14 protein-coding genes and 1 other RNA gene are annotated in these 20,941 nt (G+C 31.0%); 5 read left to right on the top strand and 10 right to left on the bottom strand.

Annotation, left to right across the window (positions count from 1 at the left end):
* Positions 1-171: 171 nt before the first annotated feature.
* The 3 genes from G6N05_RS08885 to G6N05_RS08875 form a co-directional block, all read right to left on the bottom strand.
* Positions 172-2,037: a putative porin gene (locus G6N05_RS08885; protein ID WP_166127121.1), complete on the bottom strand. Its 1,866-nt coding sequence runs from the start codon at positions 2,035-2,037 to the stop codon at positions 172-174.
* 94 nt (positions 2,038-2,131) lie between these two features.
* A complete protein-coding gene (locus tag G6N05_RS08880; RefSeq protein WP_166127118.1) occupies positions 2,132-3,676 on the bottom strand; it encodes a SusD/RagB family nutrient-binding outer membrane lipoprotein in 1,545 nt (514 codons plus the stop codon).
* A gap of 29 nt (positions 3,677-3,705) precedes the next feature.
* Entirely contained in the window at positions 3,706-6,963 is a 3,258-nt protein-coding gene (locus G6N05_RS08875; protein ID WP_166127114.1) for a SusC/RagA family TonB-linked outer membrane protein, read from the bottom strand.
* A 200-nt stretch (positions 6,964-7,163) separates the two neighbouring features.
* Between G6N05_RS08875 and G6N05_RS08870 the strand changes: the two genes are divergently transcribed.
* Positions 7,164-7,859, top strand: a complete 696-nt coding sequence (locus G6N05_RS08870) for a ribonuclease HII (protein ID WP_166127110.1) — start codon at positions 7,164-7,166, stop codon at positions 7,857-7,859.
* Positions 7,860-7,863: 4 nt separating this feature from the next.
* Here G6N05_RS08870 and lipB read toward each other — a convergent pair whose 3' ends face one another.
* Together lipB and G6N05_RS08860 are read right to left on the bottom strand one after the other, a co-directional pair.
* Positions 7,864-8,556 carry a lipoyl(octanoyl) transferase LipB gene (lipB, locus tag G6N05_RS08865; protein WP_166127107.1) on the bottom strand — a complete coding sequence of 231 codons (693 nt, stop codon included), beginning with the start codon at positions 8,554-8,556 and terminating at the stop codon, positions 7,864-7,866.
* A gap of 51 nt (positions 8,557-8,607) precedes the next feature.
* Entirely contained in the window at positions 8,608-9,564 is a 957-nt protein-coding gene (locus tag G6N05_RS08860) for a hypothetical protein (RefSeq protein WP_166127104.1), read from the bottom strand.
* Positions 9,565-9,680: 116 nt separating this feature from the next.
* Here G6N05_RS08860 and lysS point away from each other — a divergent pair, with 116 nt between their 5' ends.
* A complete protein-coding gene (gene lysS, locus G6N05_RS08855; RefSeq protein WP_166127100.1) occupies positions 9,681-11,375 on the top strand; it encodes a lysine--tRNA ligase in 1,695 nt (564 codons plus the stop codon).
* An 80-nt stretch (positions 11,376-11,455) separates the two neighbouring features.
* Here lysS and G6N05_RS08850 read toward each other — a convergent pair whose 3' ends face one another.
* The 5 genes from G6N05_RS08850 to ffs form a co-directional block, all read right to left on the bottom strand.
* Positions 11,456-13,924, bottom strand: coding sequence for a DUF5686 and carboxypeptidase regulatory-like domain-containing protein (locus G6N05_RS08850; protein WP_166127096.1), 2,469 nt, complete (start codon positions 13,922-13,924; stop codon positions 11,456-11,458).
* Positions 13,925-14,019: 95 nt separating this feature from the next.
* Positions 14,020-14,772 (bottom strand): head GIN domain-containing protein, encoded by a 753-nt coding sequence (locus tag G6N05_RS08845; protein WP_166127092.1) that lies wholly within the window; start codon positions 14,770-14,772, stop codon positions 14,020-14,022.
* A gap of 62 nt (positions 14,773-14,834) precedes the next feature.
* The gene (gene aroQ / locus G6N05_RS08840) at positions 14,835-15,248 is read right to left on the bottom strand and encodes a type II 3-dehydroquinate dehydratase (RefSeq protein ID WP_166127088.1); all 414 of its coding nucleotides are present in this window, start codon (positions 15,246-15,248) and stop codon (positions 14,835-14,837) included.
* Positions 15,248-16,282 (bottom strand): M28 family metallopeptidase, encoded by a 1,035-nt coding sequence (locus G6N05_RS08835; RefSeq protein WP_166127083.1) that lies wholly within the window; start codon positions 16,280-16,282, stop codon positions 15,248-15,250. The genes aroQ and G6N05_RS08835 overlap by 1 nt, the downstream gene beginning before the upstream one ends.
* 88 nt (positions 16,283-16,370) lie before the next feature.
* An RNA gene (gene ffs, locus G6N05_RS08830) (signal recognition particle sRNA small type) lies at positions 16,371-16,468 on the bottom strand.
* 87 nt (positions 16,469-16,555) lie between these two features.
* Between ffs and G6N05_RS08825 the strand changes: the two genes are divergently transcribed.
* From G6N05_RS08825 to G6N05_RS08815, 3 genes are all read left to right on the top strand, one after another.
* Positions 16,556-17,599, top strand: coding sequence for a glutaminyl-peptide cyclotransferase (locus tag G6N05_RS08825; RefSeq protein WP_166127079.1), 1,044 nt, complete (start codon positions 16,556-16,558; stop codon positions 17,597-17,599).
* 68 nt (positions 17,600-17,667) lie between these two features.
* Entirely contained in the window at positions 17,668-19,767 is a 2,100-nt protein-coding gene (locus G6N05_RS08820) for a S9 family peptidase (protein ID WP_394351468.1), read from the top strand.
* Between the two features lie 111 nt (positions 19,768-19,878).
* Complete coding sequence (locus G6N05_RS08815) at positions 19,879-20,919, top strand: PLP-dependent cysteine synthase family protein (protein ID WP_166127981.1); 1,041 nt, start codon at positions 19,879-19,881, stop codon at positions 20,917-20,919.
* The last annotated feature ends 22 nt before the right edge of the window (positions 20,920-20,941 follow it).

Here is a 20,941-nt window from a genome sequence, read left to right as displayed (position 1 = left end):
GTTAGTTTTTTTTGTTTCAGGTTTAAACTTTCGATGTAAAAAGTTAATTAATTTCTGATATAAACGAAAATATTCTTATGAAAACGGATGCGTGAGTGATGGTAGCGGCATCTCCCGATTTTTCTTCGGGAATATAGCGGACAGCACGACCTGTAAGGGCACGCCCAAATTCTATTTAAAGAAATTCCATTCTAGACCAAAACGAACATGAAAGTCGCGGAATGGTGAATTTGGTGCATTATAGTAATCCACTTTATTGGTAAACAAAGCGTTTATGTGTTCTGCTTTTAGGTAAATTCTACATTGTTGTACGCGAGCATTTACAAAGAAATCTAAGACTGGGAAGCCTCCAACTTTAGTTTGATCTTGCACAAAAAATTCCCCTAAAACCCCAACATAATCATCCGCATAATAATTACTGAAATAATTTATAGTAATTCCGGTTTGCAACAACATCGCTTTTTTGAAAACGGGTTTGGTATAATATAAGGTATTTCTAAGAACAAGATATGGCAAGTTTAAAATTTTCTCGTCTTGTTGTACTTCTTGAAATTTGATTCTATTATCTAAAGCCCAATTTTTATATTTAATTTCTTTAGCAATTTCAGCACTTACATATTGAATAGATTTATTGTATTGAAATGGCTTAACCACTAAACTATCAATTCTTTCTTCCGTATTAAAGAAGTATAAATGATTGTTTAAATTTGTTAATTGTACAGAAGCTTCAAACCATTTATTTTTTGTTTCCGCTTTAAATATGCTTATTTTTTCGTTTTTAAAAGACGTATTCCAATTATAATTTTCGTAATCACTTATGTTAAAAAGAAAAACATTATCTGGTAGTTTGCTGATTTGTTGCGCTGAAATTTTCACGAAATTGTCTTCAGAAAATTTATATTTTGCAAAAGCTTCATAATTGGAAGAAGGCTGATTGGAAATGGCATTTTGCAACAAAATATTAAAATTCCATTTGTTTTTATAGAATTCGTATTGCCCGCCAATGTTATTGACTCTATTGTGCAAACTATATTTAACACTCGGGTCAAAAGTGGCATCTTCAGGAATATTATAAAACTGATTATACGAATAATTATCGATGAAGAAATTTATTTCTCCTAAATTTTTAGTTTTAAAACTTAGTCCAACTTTATTATAGAATACATCAAATCGAGTTTTATTATTTATAGATGCGTATGAAGAATTTCCTAGTCTAGCGCTTGTAGTTGCTTGAATATATTCGTAAAATATATTTTCATAATATGACTGATGTTTTAACACCAAAGAATTACCAGTAGAAAATTGGTAAGAATGATCTAGAAAATAACGATGTCCTTTTAATTTGGAGGAAGCGTCGTTAAAATACACATCAACTCTTTCACGTTGTCTGAAAGAAGGATTAGTTCCGTCTAATTGCTCAATAAATTTTATACCACCATTTTCTTGGTTATAGATATCTTGTCCAACGAAATTAATTTTTAGAAAGTATTTTTTATTGATAGAGTTGTAGTTCGTTATGAATCTAAAATGTCCAGAACTAGTTAAATTATTAAAATAATCACCAATAGAACGAATCGATTTATAAGCAACTGTAAAATTTAAATTAGGTTTAGTATTGACAGAAATTAGTGCATCTAAACTTTGTCCTTGACGCATAACTGTTTTAAAATATAAATCGGTTAAAGGTGTTGGAACAGAATAATAATAAATATCGCTATTATTTAAATACGCACAATGCTTGGCATTAAAACCAAATTGTGGTAAAGTATTATTTCTTTTTTTTGAAAAATCTAGCTGATTGTAAAGATAACCTTCATTTGAAAATGCAAATAATCCAAAATTATCTTTTTTCAAATAATTGTATTTATATTCATCTTGAATAGTTAATGAAGTATCAATATAAACAGTGTCTTTCTCAGCATTGAAAGTTTTATATAATTTAATATCGGCTTTTACGTCTTCAACTTTTGTTGAATCTAATTCTTGAGCATTTAAAGAAAATGACAAAAAGGAAAGCAACACTATAAGGTATCTCATTTTTACAATTTAAAAGGCAAATGTAATGAGAATTTGTGGAAATAAAAAAACCCCGATAAAATCGGGGTTTTTAAAAAATATTTAAAACTATAGCTTATTGTAAAAAAGCTGGAGTTTTTGAATTTATAACAAATAAATCTGCAACTGATATACTTGGAACATTACTAGAATTTGTAGAATATTCCGAAGATGGATAAATTAATCTATTAGGTCTTGAAGATTTAGTATTACCGGAAGGTAATGGTAAATCAGGGAAACCAGTTCTTTTATGATCTAAATATAATTCCATACCATTCCATTGCATTAAAGCTAAATACTTTTGATTAATGATACAGTTGATTTTATTAGCAGAAGCAGCCCATCCTAAACCATTTTTAGTTGAAATCGCTGTCATATAAGTTGCAGGATTTAAAGTTCCGTTTGGCAAATCTGTGAAAGAATAATCATTGTAAAAAGCAAATGAAGCTTGAATACCTTGATCAAACAAAGCTTGAGCACTTCCTGCCATATATCCTCTTTGTACAGCTTCAGCTTGTAAAAAATAAGATTCTGCAAGTTGCATTAAATATGCATTTCTTCTAGCAGCAGCGCTAGTAGCTGGACCACCTGCTGAACCAGTTCTACCAGTATAGAAACCTGCCATTCTTGCAACAGCAGTAGCAGGAGAAACACCTTGATCTGTATTAGTAACTGCAGTAAAGTGTCTTGGTCTTCTAGGATCTACAACACCATTAGAAATATCAGCAGTATTAATTTGTCCTAGCAACATTTTAGAAGCAAAAGAAGCAGCTGCATTTTGTTGATAACCTCCTAAAAAGGCATCACCAGCAGCATTAATACCATAAACACGAGCGATAGGATTTCTTTGTCCAATTGTAGCGTCGCCATAACCTGGGTTAGAAGTAACATTAGCAGAAATAAACACAGGATTTAAAATAGCAAATCTATTATTACGCAATGTAATTAAACTAGCATTAGTAGTTTTAGACAAACGCATTAAAATTCTTAACTCAATAGTATTGATATACTCTAACCATTTAGCAGTATTTCCTTGAAAAACGATATCTTCAGCACCTAAAGCTACAACATCTGCATTTGGATTATTGATTAAATCTCTTGCTTCGTCTAATTCAGCAAAAAATTTAGGATAAATTGTAACATCATCATCATATTTAGGCTGAGGGATATCTGTTTTAAAAGCCTGAGAATAAGGCACATCACCATACAAAGCAACTACATTATCCATAGTAATAACCTTAAACAATTTTGCAATAGCAAAATGGTATGAATATCTTGGGTCTACATCTTTTTTATCAATAATATCTTGAAAATTATCAGCAAAAATATAAGCATTTTCAAATAAACCAACTTCATCAGCACTTGTAAAATCAAATGACAATCTTGTAGAAGAAGATGTATATCCAGTATTTAAAGCCCAAACATATGACATCTCATTACCAAAACTATTCATGGTAATTTGTTGATGTGTGACATAATTATTAATAGCACCCCCTAACATTTTATTAGGAGTAAGATTCGAAGCATCAGCATTATTAGTCTGATCTTCATTTACATCTAAATAGCTTTCACAAGAAAACAAAAATAAAATAGATGCAAAAGATAAAATTATTTTTTTCATATAATTTAAAATTAAATTAATTTAATTTATTAAAACGAAGCGTTAATTGTAAAACCAAATGTTTTAGTAGAAGGATATTGACCATCACCAATAAAACCAATACTATTACCGTTTGTATTATTCATTGTACCAGCAGGATTACGTGCTGCAGTAGAAGTAGATTGGTTATAAGTTGAATTTGCTTCAGGATCTGCATAACCTCTATTTTCTAAACCATTTTTAGCTTTAAGAAAACCACCATCTGCTAAGAAAACAAAAGGATTTCTTGCATTAAGAGAAAATTTAAAAGAAGTTAAACCTGCTCTTTTGATAACCTTTTTAGGCAATTCATAAGATAAAGCAATTTCTCTAATTCTTAATGAAGTAGCGTCAACTAAATTTGAAGAACCTAAATTTGCATAAGTACCCCAATAAGCTTGTGTACGGTTAGTAGCAATAGTTTGACCATCATATGCACCACCAGTTAACACAGAAGTATTAGCAATGTAATCACCAACAGCAGGAGTTGCAGGATTGTCATAAACTGAATTTTCAATTAACCAACCATCTTCTCTACTAAACTCAGGCTGTCCTGATTCATATAAATGACCATTCCAAGTTAAATTACGTTTAGTTTGTGAAATAAAACTATGACCAGTTCTATAATCAGCAGTGAATGATAAACCAATACCTTTATAAACAAATGTATTTGTAAATCCTAAAATATAATCTGGAGTAGCTTTACCTAAAACTTTAAGTGCTGGAGAAGCAGTAGGAGCACCAGTAGTAGCATTAACAATAATATTACCATTTGCATCTCTTAACCAATCTGTACCTTTAATCAAAGGAAATTGATCTCCTTCTTGTGCAGAAATATTAAAATCAATATCATTGTTACCTGCATATAAAATAATTTCACCTGTTTCACCAGCATCATTTACATAAGTTTTGTTTGTAGAGTAAGAAGCTCTACCAGTCCATGAGAAGTTTTCTGTTTTAATTGGTTGGAAAGATAAATCTATCTCAAAACCATTAGCAGTTAAACTTCCAGCATTTGCTAATTTTGTTGCTAAACCTGAAGTACTAGACACAGAAGATCTATTAATTAAATCTTTAGTTTCTGTATTAAAATATGCAGCTTCAATCATAATTCTGTCTTTCAAGAATCCGAAAGATCCACCAACTTCAAATGTAGTATACATCTCTGGTTTTAAATCAGGAGAAGCAAAATTATTTTGATCGTTAAACTGAGTTCCTACAGTACCATTAGGGTAAGGAAAACCAGTAGATAAAATACCTACCGGGATTACATCATAAGCATTAAGAGCATCTAGAGAACCAATTTTTGTGTAATTAGCATATAATTTTGAACTTGAAAAAGTTGATTTATCCTTTAAAGCTCCTATTGCTACTGAAGGGATAAAACTAATACCTGCTGATGGGTAAAAGAAAGTTTTATTTCCTTTAACACCTACTGAGTTTCCTTCAAGACGAGAAGTCAAGTTTAAAAATAAATAATCTTTATAATCTAAATCAACATTAGCAAAAGTTGCCGTTATGTTCTGTACTGTTCTTCTGTTAGAAAGTGCAGTAATATTATCTAGTTTTAAAACATTTTGAATGTTATACCATCCTAATATATCTAAATTAATACCTCCTTGAGAAATTCTGTTTGTACGAATTGTCTGTAAATTTTGCCCTAAATTTGCTTTAAAGCCAATAGCATCAGTTAATTCATAATCAAAATTCAACATAAAATCACCATAGTAAGTTAATCTATCAAAATTTGATTGATAAAAACTAGAATCAGATTCAAAGTGCCCATCTGTTAAACCTAAAGCAACACCAGGAATTAATCTACCAGCATTCGCATAAGAAATTTGGTTTATAGTATTATACTGAACTGAGTTATTTAATACAACATTAATATTTTTATTAATTTCATATTTAGGTTTCAAATTAAAACTAAAAAAGTTTCTATCTTCAACCAATCTGTTGTTATCTTTAGCCCAAAATGGATTTTGATAATATGAATTCCAACCATATAAACCTCTATTTCTAAACTCACCAACAGGAATGTTTGTAGCTGTATTCAACAAGTTTGTTAACAAAGTATAATCATTTCTACCAGAAGCAGTTGTAGCATTAACGTTAGCTTGTTTAGTTCTGCTGTTCGTATAATTTACAACAGCATCTATAGAAAATTTATCAAAAGTTTTACCTACAGATAATAACACATTATTTCTGTTAAAAGTATCACCCTCTAAGATAAAATCTCTTCTATAGTTTCCTAAATTAAGATTTATGTAAGAATCTTTACCTGACACACCAACATTTAAATTGTTCTGATAAGTAGTACCTGTTGAATAAAAATCTTTTATCCCATCATCACCTAAAGAAGAATATGGAACTACGATAGTAGAGCCATCTTGATCAGGAAAGCCTACCTGATGAGGCGCACCATCAAATTTTGGTCCCCAACCTCCGTTTTCATCAGAATATCTTATTCCAAACCAACCTTGTCCGTAAGTAGTTTGTCTTAAAGGAACAAAATTAATAGTTTCAAAATCAACAGAAGATGTTAATCTTACATCCATTTTATTACCTGTACCACCTTTTTTAGTTACAACAACAACAACACCATTCTTACCTTGAGAACCGTAAAGTGCAGCACCTTGTGCGCCTTTAAGCACTGTAATGTTTTGAATAACATCTGGTGCTAATGAAGATAATACGTTAGCAGTAGAAATTACATCATCAATAACTACTAAAGCTTGTGTATTACCAGCAATAGAAACCATAGATCTAACACGGATTGAATTATCACCTGCTACTCCATTAGTTGTTGCATTAATTGTAACCCCTGACACCTTACCAACTAAAGCACGAACTGCGTCTGGGTTAGAAGCAGCTGTTAACTCTTTACCACCAACTGTTTGATAAGAAGACGTTACCGCATCTTTCTTTCTTTTAATACCTAAAGCTCCAACAACCTGAACTACTTCAATATTATTAGAACTAGTTGCTAATACAACATTAACAACATTACCAGCACCAACAGTAACAGTTTTAGTATCTTTTCCTAAGAAAGAAAACTCTAAAACTTCACCTTCACTAGCTTTAATTGAGAATTTACCATTCTCATCTGTTTGAGTACCTTGTTGTGTACCCGCAATACTTACAGTAGCACCAGGCAATTTTGCGCCATCACTTGTTACTGTACCTGTAACAGTTTTCTGTTGTGCGAAAGAAAACTGCATTGTAAACGCTACTAAAAGCGTAAAAATCCATTTGAACTTCGATCTCATATTAATTTTATTTGAGTTAGTTATTCCGCAAACTTCTTAATAATTTCTTAAATAAACAAATAATACTTCGGAATATTATCAATTTATTTGTGTTAAATTTTTTTAGCTAAAAAAAATAGATTGCCGAAACAACTATACAATAGATGCAAAAAAGTGTTAAAGGTTGCGTGAAAATAATTTATTTTTGCAAAAAATAAATTATGTTAAAGAAATGTTATAACGAAATTTTAATTGAATGTGGCACTGACGAAGCAGGCAGAGGCTGTTTAGCTGGGCCTGTAACCGCTGCTGCAATTATTTTACAGTCTCCTAACTTTACCTTAACAAAGGAGAAAAAAAAATTAGAAAAATTAGTCTATAAATCCATCAACGACTCCAAACAACTTTCAGAAAAAAAGCGTTTTGAGTTAAGACCAGTCATAGAAGATTTATTTGATTTTGCGTTTACTCACATTCAAAATGATGAAATTGATGAAATAAACATACTAAACGCCTCGATGAAAGCTATGCAAGAAAGTGTTTTGAACCTAAAAACTCGACCTGAATATATAATTGTAGATGGAAACCGACCTTTAAATGGTAAATTAGGCATGAAACAAACTAATGGGAAGATTTTTTCATTAGAAGAGATTGAAATCCTAAAATCAATTCCAAATACTTCTATTATAAAAGGTGATGCTAAATTTTTGAGCATAGCCGCTGCTTCAATTTTAGCCAAAACATATAGAGATGATTTTATGGATAAAATTCATGAAGAATTCCCTATGTACAATTGGAAGAAAAACAAAGGTTACCCTACGAAAGAACACAGAGATGCTATTAGAGAATACGGTATCACAAAATACCACAGAAAAACTTTTCGATTATTGCCTGAGCAGTTGCGTTTGGATATATAAAAATTTAAACAAATGTATTTTCAAATAGTACAGAAAAATGTTTTAGAATTTTTTCTTTCACTTCTTGCTCATCAACTGGTTTACCTAATTCAACATGCATTGACGTTACTGCTTTACCACGAATACCACAAGGAATAATATTATCAAAATACCCTAAATCTGCATTTACGTTTAAAGCAAATCCATGCATGGTTACCCAACGAGAAGCTCGAACACCTAAAGCACAAATTTTTCGAGCAAATGGCGTACCTACATCAAACCACACACCTGTTTCACCAGGACTGCGTTCTGTTTTCAATCCGTATTCGGCTAAAGTTAAAATTATAGCTTCTTCTAAAAAGCGAAGGTATTTATGAATATCTGTGAAAAAATTTTCCAAATCTAAAATAGGATACCCAACTATTTGCCCAGGACCATGATAGGTAATATCTCCTCCTCTATTTATTTTATAAAAAGTCGCACCTTTTTCTGTCAATTGCTTTTCGGAAAGTAATAAATTGGAAAAATCACCACTTTTACCTAAAGTATAAACATGAGGATGTTCCACATATAAAAAATAATTAGGCGTAATAATCTCTGGAGTATTTCTTTGTTGAATTTTTAAATCGACAATTCCTTTAAATAATTCTTCTTGATAATCCCAAGTGTCTTTATAATCTTTATTCCCTAAATCTAGAAGTTGAATTTTTTTATTCATAATTAGAAGGATGCTCTTTTTATCACAAAGCGGCTAGGTATTTTTCTTAATTTATAGATTTTCGAGTTCAATTGTAAAACTAAGTCGCTCCGGTGCTTTTATATAATCTTCAATAGAAAAAGAAATAAAAATTGTCTTTTTATCTTTACTCAATTTATAATTTTTAACTGATACTGTTTTAATTTTTCTTGGAAAAGTGTATTCCAGTACATATTTAGAATCTTTAAGAGCTTTTCCTGTTAGTTTACCAATTTGTTTGAACTCTTTATTCATTTTCTTCAAATCAGCTTTACTCATTTCTTTCTCTTCTTCTACTTCTTCCACATATTCTTCATCATCTACAACATCAACTGAAGTTGAATCTGCATAATCCTCATAAACATAAGTCGAATCCTCAACATAAGCTGTCGTGTCTGAATCTTCATACATGTCTTCACTATCATAAGCAGAAGTATCAATAACTATTTCCTTTTTCACAACACTTCTTGAAAATAAATTCCCTTTAAAAGTCATTGTTGTTTTTGTATCATTGAATAAACCACCCATTCCAGACATCGCATCTGCATTTTTACCTGAAGCTTTTTGCAAAGTTGAAGTTGGAGCTTCCATATTATTTAGTTCATCAATATTCTTGAATGTTCCATAAAGTTCAAAATAAGCTTGACCTTTCTTTTTATTCATAACACTGTGAATAGAAAATTTTTCTAATTTTTCAAATACAGCAATTTGCTCTGGAGTCAAAGTATCTCCTTTTTTAGTCGCCATTGCTTTAAAATCTTTAAAATGAAAAGTACTGTCTATATCTTTATCCGATTCAGAAAAAAGTGCTTTTGCAGATTCTTTTTGTTTGTCTCCCATTTTTGAAATGGTTTCAACAAATTTTGACATATTAAAATTATAAGAAACTTTTCCAGTACCATCAGAATTAATGATTACTTTTTCAGTAATATTACAACTCACCAATAAAGTTGCAACTAAAAATACAACTACTAATTTTATGTTCTTCATTATTTTTTTTTATTTTTCCCAAAGATACAATTTTGAATTAATTCTGCTAAAAAATTCGTACTTTGAAACTACATTTCTATTACCTATCTTTGCCGTCTTAAAAATATAAAAAAATTATGCAACTTTCCGAACAAGAAATCATTAGAAGAGAGAAATTACAAGCCTTAAGAAATTTAGGCATAAATCCTTATCCTGCAGATTTATATCCTGTAAAAGACACTTCAAAAACTATAAAGGAGAATTTTGAAGAAGGAAAGAAGGTTGTAATTGCTGGAAGATTAATGAGTAATCGTGATCAAGGAAAAGCGTGTTTTGCAGAAATTCAAGATAGCGAAGGTCGTATTCAAGCTTATTTCAACAGAGATGTAATTTGCGAAGGTGAAGACAAAACTTTATATAACCAAGTTTTCAAAAAATTAACCGATTTAGGTGACTTTATTGGAGTTGAAGGAGAATTATTTACCACACAAGTTGGTGCGAAATGTATTCGTGTTTCAAACTTTACTTTTTTAAGTAAAACGTTACGCCCATTACCTTTTCCAAAAACAGATGAATCTGGAAAAGTGTACGATGAATTTAACGATGCCGAATTACGTTACCGTATGCGTTATGTAGATTTAGTTGTAAATCCGCAAGTGAAAGAAGTTTTCGTAAAAAGAACAAAATTATTCTCAGCCATGAGATCTTTCTTTAACGAAAGTGGTTATATGGAAGTGGAAACACCAATTTTACAATCTATTCCTGGTGGAGCTGCGGCTCGTCCGTTTATGACACACCATAATAGTTTGGACATTCCATTATACATGAGAATTGCAAACGAATTATACTTAAAAAGATTAATTGTTGGTGGTTTTGATGGGGTATACGAATTTTCTAAAAACTTCCGTAACGAAGGAATGGACAGAACGCACAATCCAGAATTTACTGCAATGGAAATATATGTAGCCTACAAAGATTACAATTGGATGATGGAATTTACCGAAAACCTTTTGGAATATTGTGCTACAAAAGTAAACGATACAACAGATGCTACTTTTGGCGAACACAAAATTAGTTTCAAAGCGCCATATGCAAGAGTAACTATGACGCAATCAATTATTGATTTCACTGGTTTTGATATTTCTGGAAAAACGGAAGCTGAATTATTTGAAGCTGCGAAAGGAATGGGAATTGACGTGGATGAAACGATGGGTAAAGGAAAACTGATTGATGAAATTTTCGGAGCTAAATGTGAAGGAAATTATATCCAACCAACATTCATCACCGATTATCCGAAAGAAATGAGTCCGTTATGTAAACAACACCGTGACAATCCAGATTTAACGGAACGTTTTGAATTAATGGTTTGTGGAAAAGAAATTGCCAACGCGTATTCTGAATTAAATGACCCAATTGACCAACGTGAGCGTTTTGAAGCTCAGATGGCTTTAGCCGAAAAAGGTGATGACGAAGCGAACGGAATTATTGACGAAGACTTCTTACGTGCATTAGAATACGGAATGCCTCCAACTTCTGGTTTAGGAATTGGAATGGATAGATTAATTATGTTTTTAACAAATAACGCGTCAATTCAGGAAGTTTTATTCTTCCCACAAATGCGTCCGGAGAAAAAAGTGATTTATGAATTAACAGAAGATGAGAAATTCATAGTTTCTTTATTAGAAAAAGAAAACAATCAACCAATTGGCGTATTGAAAGAAAAGTCAGCGTTAAGCGGAAAAAAATGGGATGCTTCCATGAAAGGATTAGCAAAACACGGCTTAACAAGTGTTGTGGTTGATGGCGATACTAAATTAGTGGTTTTAAATTAACCTCAATTTTCACAATTAAAAAACCTCGAAGCAATCAAGTTTCGAGGTTTTTTTATTTCTTTAATGCTCTGTTTAATTTCTTAAAATTTAAAACCAAACATTACGCCATCGCCAACAAAACCGCCTTGGTAAGAACGAATATAATCTACACGGAAAATCTTAAGCTTTCCGAATCCAATTCGGTCCAAACCAACTGTAACTTCTTGGTATGGCTTATTATCTGAAGTAGCTAATTGATGAAATCCTCCAACTAAATTCCAACCTAATTTATTTAACAATGGAATTTTATTCATAAAATAACCATTATCATTATAATTTACGTGTGTTTCAAAATACTGATTATTGGTCGATTGCGTGTAATATGGCAGTAAATTAAAACTTGTATTGTACTGACCATCAATTCGAACATGGGTTTGATTTCCATTAAAATGTTTGTAATCTGCAAATGAAATATTATCAGCATTAAAGAATTTACCTACTTTCATATTTATGTCTAAATCACCTTTATTAGCCAATGTTTTGCTATAATTCAACCTAGCTTCTAAAAAGTCATATTCGTAACCTTTAGCCGACGCTAAAAACGCTTTTGAATAGGTAAAACCAAGAGTTGGATATTTCCCTTCGTTCATATTCATTTTTCCGTCTGGTCTAGTAATATATTTTTGACCGAAAACAATTCGTGAACTTAAACTAAACTTTGTTAAATGATGTTCTTCAATTGCTGCAAAAGCTTCAGAACTTGGATCTAACGGATTATTTGAACTATAAATATCATCTGTTTTTACCCAAGATTGATTCGTAGTATTAAATAATGGTTTTCTGTTTTCGTATGCTAAATTGGCGTTTAAAAACAATCCGTTTAACACTTCTCTTCCCGTTGCAATTTCAATAAATTCTTTTTCATATAATTTCATGAAATTATTTTTAAAAACTAACGAGCTAATCGAATTCACTATTCCAGAAATAGGTTCTGAACTGTTAAATTGATTGACCTTATTACCACCAGAAAGAAGAATAAAAGCATCATTTGTGTTGTTGAATTTATGATAAAAACCAGCAGTTGGTCTTAGTCTTTTATCTGAAAATCCATATTGAAAATCAGATGTAATTGTTGTGTATTTTTGTTTTTCTTCATTATATTTAGAATATGAAAATCCGGAACCAATATGATATCCTTGAACCGTATTGAAATTGAAAGAAGAAAAATTAAACAAGCCTTGATAATTGAATCTCGTGTTCTTAAAACTGTTTTTAAAAGTATAACCTGTAATAATTTTACCTAATTTAAACTTATTTGAAACGGCATCAACAGAATCCAAATACACTTGAGAATTTCGGGTTTTATACACGCTATCTTTTTTTACATAATTGGTAGTTTCTTCTTCTGTTAAAGGCACCGGACGATTTTCTAACCAATAAGAATCTTCTTTTTTATTCGATTTTTCTGCAAAAGTAACGACTTCGCTTCCAAACGTTTTTTTCTCAAAACTATCCACAAAGTTATAATTACTAAAAACGTGCGTATATTTTCCGTTGAATTTCATCATAAAAATTCCCGCCTTAAAATCGAACGATTGTAAACTTTTTACCCACATTGAATTGTCGGGATTATAGTTGAAATTTTGAACCAATTTTAACGATTCTAAAAACTCCTGTTGTGCTCTATATCCCTGAATATCCAAATCCACTGCATAAATTGCATAGGTTTCATCAACAATGTAAATATAACCTTCAAAAACAGGCTCTTTATCTCGTTTTGGCGTGACTTTAATCTTATAAATATAATTATTATAACTATCTGTAAATGTGTCTTCTATTTTGTATTTGTAATACGTAAAAGCGTTAGAAGCAATTGGGGAAATCATCGGAATATTAAAATCAATTGTATTCTGATAAAAATCGTAATTAGTATTTACTGCTGTATTAAAACTGAATCCGTTATCATTACCAGCAATTTTACTTGCGATAATTTCTTCTTTTAAATTGTTTGGTTTTTCGAACTTAATTTTAGAAACCGTTTCCGATTGATAAATGATTCCAGAACCTGTAGAATCAAGGTTTCCTTCCATATCACCAATTTCAACACCCATAAATTTCTTAGGAATATCTTTTACTCTAAAAATTCCTCTAGAATAAAAATCGGCTTCAAATTTATCTGTTTTGTCTGTGTTTTTTTTACGATTGGCAATAGCGTTTCTGATAATTCCATTAGCTGGATTCTCGCCACTTTTCACTACTACTTCTTCAATAGAATATTCTTCATCGGATAAAGTAGCATTTATAACTGCAGGAAAAGAATTAATTTCTTGAGTAATCGTTTTGGTTTTATATCCTAAAATTTTGAAAACCAAAGTATAATTACCCGTTTTTTTTACGTTTAACTCATATTCTCCATTTTCATTTGAAGAAGTTCCATTATAAGTTTTTTCAATTGTAACACTTGCATAAGGCAAGGTATTTCCTTTTGAATCTGTGACTTTTCCTCTAATTTGAGCAATTGAAAAACTTGAGAATAGCACAACAAAGGCGAATAGTAATTTAGATTTCATATTTGGCTTTTATTGTTTTTTGTTTATACATGCTATTAGTTTACAAATAGTTCTTTTTGTTACAGAAATTTCTTAATAATTTTATATTTTTATTTTTATTTAACTTGTTCCACAGAACCTGAAGTACTTTCGGTGAATTTTACCTTTTCAGTTTTTCCAAAATATTTTACTGATGCACTTGTTGAAGCTGTAGCATCTAGGCTTTTTAAAGCTACAAAATTTACTTCAGAAGACGTACTTGCCGAAACTTGAGCAACATTCGACACTAACTCTTTCGCATCACAATCTGATGAACTTGACGCATCAATAGCTAAATTATTTGTTTTTCCTTTTAAATCAACAGTTGAACTGCTACTTAAATTCACCGCAACATCTTGAGTAGACATATTTAAGGCCACATTTGAACTTGATGAAGCATCAATAAAAATTGAATTACAAGTCACCGTTCCTGAAAAATCAGCACTTGATGACGTATTAATTTTTAACAAACTTACGTTCAAATTATTTTTAATTGAAAAAGTTGCCGATGAACTTACTGTAACACTTCCAATACCTTTATTTGTAACAGATACAAGTAGCTTACTCGTATCTAAATTTTTAAAATATTTGTCGTTATCAATATAAATTCTTAAAACATTATTCTTTGCTTCGACTTTTAAATATTTCATTAAATCTTTTTCCCAACTCACCACAACACTTTGCGCTGCTCCTTGTGTATAAACCACATTCACACTGGTTGAAACCTTAATTGCAGTAAAATTCTCAACCACTCTGGTTTCTTTAATTTGTGCAAAAGAAGTGCTAATCATTGCAAAAAAAGCAATAATAAATACGAAATTTTTTTTCATTTTTTTATAGTTTTTAGAGTGTAATTTTATAGACGATTTTATAATCAAAATAGTTGTATCAGTTATAAAAAACTTTGCAAGGCTAACGTATAACTTTTCAAACCAAAACCTATAATTACCCCTTTTGCATTGGGTGAAATATAAGATTGATGACGAAACGTTTCTCTTGAAAAAGTATTGGAAATATGTACTTCAATTACTGGAGAAGTTATTGCTTTTATGCAATCGGCAATAGCCACAGAAGTATGGGTATAAGCGCCTGCATTCAGGATAATTCCATCATAAGAAAAGCCAACTTCTTGCAATTTATTTATAATTTCACCTTCCACATTGGATTGAAAATAATCTAGTTGTATTTCTGGAAATTGAGATTTCAATTCACTAAAAAATGAATTGAAATCTTGATTTCCATATATTGATGTTTCTCTTTGTCCTAATAGATTTAAATTAGGCCCATTCAGAATTAATATTTGCATTATTTCCCGTCTTTGTCAACTACAATTTTATTATCTCTGTTTGCTAATTCCCAAGCCAAAGTGAAGGCTAATTTTGCACGCATAGTTAACAAATCATATTCAATTTTATCAGCAGTATCGTTTGGCCCATGGTAATCTTCATGCACACCATTGAAAAAGAAAATTGAAGGAATTCCTTTTTTAGCGAAGTTGTAATGGTCAGAACGGAAATAAAATTGATTTGGATCATTTCTAGCATTAAAAGTATAATCTAAATTTAATCCAACATATTTGGTATTCATTTCTTCATTTATCGAATGTAATTCTGAGCTTAATCTGTCAGAACCAATTACATATACATATTTTCCGTTTTCTTTATGATTTGAAAGTGTATCTCTACGACCTACCATGTCAATATTAATATCGGCAACTGTATTTTTAATTGGAAATAATGGATTTTCTGAGTAATATCTCGAACCGTGTAAACCATGTTCTTCACCTGTAACATGTAAAAATAAAATCGAACGTTTTGGTGCATGACCTTCTTTTTTTGCTTCTGCAAAAGCTTTTGCAATTTCAATTAAAGAAACAGTTCCTGAACCATCATCGTCAGCTCCATTAAATACTTCACCATTTTTCATACCGATATGATCATAGTGAGCAGAAATAATTACAACTTCTTCTGGTTTTTCAGCACCTGGAATAAAAGCCCAAATATTTTCAGAATCTCCTAATCTTGGAGAAAATCCTTTTTTCATAAATTCTGAAGGTACTTTTTGATAGTAATCCGTTGATCCTGGTGGATTTTTAATTCCTAAAGCTTTATATTGTTCAATAATGTACAAACCTGCTTTTCTCTGACCTTCTTCACCTGTATTTCTACCTTGCATTTCATCTGAAGCAACAACATGAAGATTTTTAGATAAATTAGCTTCATTGATAGTGTTCATGTATTTTGCAACATCAACATTCTTTTTTTGACTAACAACTGCTTTTTTTGGAGAACAACTTAGCAAAAATACTGTTGCTGTAAGTAGTAATAATAACTTTTTCATCTGTATTTGTTTAAGACAATACAAATCTAACTAAAAAAGTTTTATACCAATAAATTTTATAAGAATTTTATAAAGGGAAGAAATAAAAAATGGCAAGCGACCTACATCGCACCGCTACAACCACATACCTTTGCTGCGTTCCCACCCTGGAGGATTTTGAGGGAGCTGGTCGTGTAGGACTTGCCGGTGCAAATATACAATCTTTTATTATTTTTGCAAATCAAAATTTAGTTTAAAATAAATTGTAATATTGTAATATAAATTATTAAGGAAATGAAAAAAATTAACTTACTTATAATCACATCATTAAGCGTTTTTTTATATAATTGTGGTGATACAAAAGATTTGTTTTCTATCGCTTCAAAAGACTTAAAACAAGTCTACAAACCAAATGAAAGTGTCAATTTAAGTGTTGAAAACGCAGAAAATGCTACAATTGATTCGGTAGTTTATTATTCAAATGATGTTAAATTAGGAACATCTGCAAATAATAAAGTCTTAAATTTCAAATTAGAAAAATTACAATTTGGGCTTCAAGATATAAAAGCAGTTGTATTTTATGAAGGTGAAAAAGCAGAATGCGTAACTTCTTTTGAATTGGTTTCTAGCATTACACCAAAATTATATGAAACTAAAGATTATACGATTTTAAACACATACAAACACGATTCCGACGCTTATACTCAAGGATTAGAATTTTACAAAGGAACTTTATTAGAAGGAACTGGTCAAAATGGCGAATCAACACTAAGAAAAACAGATTATAAAACAGGAACTATTTCAAAATCAGTACCGTTATCTCCAGATTATTTTGGAGAAGGAATTACAGTTTTTAATGGAAAAATATACCAACTGACTTGGAAAAACAAAATCGGATTTATTTATAATGCAGAAACTTTAGTACAAGAAAAGACGTTTAATTATTTCGCGGATATTGAAGGTTGGGGATTAACTCACAATGACAAACATTTGATAATGAGTGATGGAACAAATAAAATTCACTTTCTAGATCCTGAAACTCAAAAATTAGTTCGTTCCATAAATGTGTATTCTGACACCAATGCCATTCCAGAATTAAACGAATTAGAATGGATTGACGGAAAAATTTGGGCCAATATTTATCAAAAAAACGCAGTTGTTATTATCAATCCAGAAAATGGTGCAGTTGAAGCTGTAATTAACTTTAGTGAGTTAGATGCTAAAATTGAAAATAAAAATAAAGATGTTTTAAACGGAATTGCTTATAATCCTGCTACAAAAACCGTATTTATTACTGGAAAAGATTGGGATAAAATGTTTGAAATTAAATTGAAATAATTTTCCCAAAACTAAAAGCAACCAAAACTACTTTTATGAAAAAAATTATAATTGCATCAGTATTTCTGATGTTTAGCCTACACATACATTCACAAAACAAAAAGAAGAAAATGAATATTATTCAACCGCCTGTAGCGAAAATAATCCCTAAAAAATTAGAAAAACACGGAGATGTTAGAACCGATAATTACTATTGGTTAAATGAAAGAGAAAACCCAGAAGTGATTGATTATTTGAATAAAGAAAACGAATATTACCAACAATCTACAGCACATACGAAACAATTTCAAGACGATTTATTTCTAGAAATGAAAGCTAGAATTAAGGAAGACGACAGTTCTGTTCCTTATTTTTATAACGAATATTGGTACATCACGCGTTTTGAAACTGGTAAAGATTATCCAATTTACGCCAGAAAAAAAGGAAGTTTAGACGCCAAAGAAGAAATTTTATTCGATTGTAATGAAATGGCAAAAGGACAATCTTATTTCAATTTGAGCGGAATGAGCGTTAGCGGCGACAATAAACTAGTGGCTTTTGGATTGGATTTAGTTTCTAGAAGACAATACACAATTCAAATTAAAAATTTAGAAACAGGAGAAATCCTTTCTGACAAAATTGAAAATACTACTGGTGGTTCAAGCTGGTCTACAGATAATAAAACGCTTTTTTACACTGGAAAAGATGCACAAACCTTACGATCTGATAAAGTTTTCAAACATAAATTAGGCACAAATGCTGCTGAAGATGTTTTAGTTTTCCATGAAAAAGACGATACGTACAACACGTTTGTATACAAAGAAAAATCGAAAAAATACATGATCATCGGTTCTGGAAGTACACTTACAACAGAATACCAAATTTTAGAAGCAGACAATCCTGATGGAACTTTCAGAATCTTTCAACCAAGAACACGTGGTTTAGAATATTCTATTTCTTTCTATAAAGATAAATTTTACATCTTAACAAATGCCGACAAAGCAACCAATTTCAAATTAATGACAACAGCTGAAAATGCTACATCAAAAGAAAATTGGACGGATTTAATCCCACACAGAAAAGACGTTTTATTAGAAGGCATCGAAATCTTCAAAAACTATTTAGTGGTTGAAGAACGTTCAAACGGATTAAACAAAATTCAAATTAAACCTTGGGATGGTTCGGGAGATTATTACTTGCCTTTCAACAGTGAAACATACACTTGTTATACTACTTCAAACGTAGATTTCAATACAGATATTTTACGTTACGGCTACCAATCTATGGCAACTCCGTCTTCTGTGATTGATTTCAACATGAAAACCAAAGAAAAAACGGTCTTAAAAGAACAAGAAGTTTTAGGTGGAAAATTCGACAAAAATAATTACACAGAAGAAAGAATTTGGGCAACTGCAGCTGACGGAACAAAAATTCCAATGAGTATTGCATACAAAAAAGGCATCAAAAAAGATGGTAAAAATCCATTATTACAATATGCGTATGGTTCTTATGGTGCATCAATGGATCCTTATTTTTCAAGCACTCGTTTGAGTTTAATGGACAGAGGATTTATCTATGTTATCGCTCACATTCGTGGTGGTGAAGACTTAGGTAGAGAATGGTACGAAAACGGAAAACTATTAAAAAAGAAAAATACATTTACCGATTTTATCGATTGTAGTAAATACTTAATTGCTGAAAAATATACTTCTCCTGAGCATTTATACGCTGAAGGCGGTTCTGCTGGTGGCTTATTAATGGGTGCGATTGTAAACATGAATCCAGAATTATACAATGGTGTGATTGCGCAAGTTCCTTTCGTGGATGTAATTACTACGATGTTAGACGATTCAATTCCGTTAACAACAGGAGAATATGACGAATGGGGAAATCCAAACGAGAAAATATCTTATGATTATATGTTATCTTATTCGCCATACGATCAAGTAAAAGCGCAAGATTATCCGAATATGTATGTTTCAACAGGATTACACGATAGTCAAGTACAATATTTCGAACCAGCAAAATGGGTAGCGAAATTAAGAGTCATGAAAACGAACAACAAACAATTGTTTTTAGATACGAATATGGAAGCCGGACACGGTGGTGCATCAGGTAGATTTGAAGCTTTGAAAGAATTGGCTAAAGAATTTGCTTTCTTATTCGATTTAGAGAAAATTAAAAAATAAATTAAAGAATGATTTGTCAATCTGAACTTGTTTCAGATTCTTGATTATTATTTTAGATTCTGAAACAAGTTCAGAATGACAGATGCAATATTTAAAGATATGATAGCGAACATGAAGAAGGAAATAACAGCATACAATTCTGTTTTAGAATTAGTTGGAAACACACCAATTATTAAACTAAATAAAATTGCAGAAGGTTTAAAAGGAAATTTTTACGCAAAAGTAGAAGCTTTCAATCCTGGACATTCAGCGAAAGACAGAATTGCCATGCACATTATCAACAGTGCAGAAGAAAAAGGCATTTTAAAACCTGGTGCAACCATTGTGGAAACTACATCTGGAAATACCGGTTTTAGTTTGGCTATGATTAGTATTATCAAAGGCTATAAATGTATTTTGGCAGTAAGTGATAAATCGTCTCCAGATAAGATTGATATGCTAAAAAGTATGGGTGCAAAAGTATATGTTTGTCCTGCAAGTGTGGCTGCTGACGATCCAAGAAGTTATTATGAAGTGGCAAAAAGAATTCACGAAGAAACTCCGAATTCTATTTACATCAATCAGTATTTTAATGAATTAAATATTGATGCCCATTATTGCAGTACAGGAAAAGAAATTTGGGAACAAACAGACGGTTTAGTAACGCACGTTGTAGTTTGTAGTGGAACAGGCGGAACCGTTTCTGGAATTGGAAAATATTTAAAAGAGAAAAATCCACTAATTAAAGTTTTAGCTGTGGATGCTTATGGTTCGGTTTTGAAAAAATACCACGAAACCAAAGAATTTGACGAAAAAGAAATCTATTCGTATAAAATTGAAGGTTTGGGTAAAAACCTAATTCCAACCGCAACCGATTTTGATATTATTGACCAATACGTAAAAGTTACGGATAAAGAAAGTGCTTTAATGGCGAGAGAAATTTCTAGAACAGAAGGCTTATTCGTAGGCTATACTTCTGGAGCGGCTTTTCAGGCAGTAAAACAATATGCCGCATTAGGTGCATTTGACGAAAACAGCAATGTAGTAGTCGTTTTTCCTGATCACGGTTCACGTTATATGAGTAAAATTTACAGCGATGAATGGATGCAAGAACAAGGCTTTTTAGACACTGAAAATATAGATGATTCGATGAAAATTGAGATTATTAAATAATTTGAATTTTATAAATCATACG

It is taken from the genome of Flavobacterium bernardetii, from assembly GCF_011305415.1.
Taxonomy (GTDB): Bacteria; Bacteroidota; Bacteroidia; order Flavobacteriales; family Flavobacteriaceae; genus Flavobacterium; species Flavobacterium bernardetii.
This window is presented reverse-complemented; position numbering and strand designations above follow the sequence as displayed.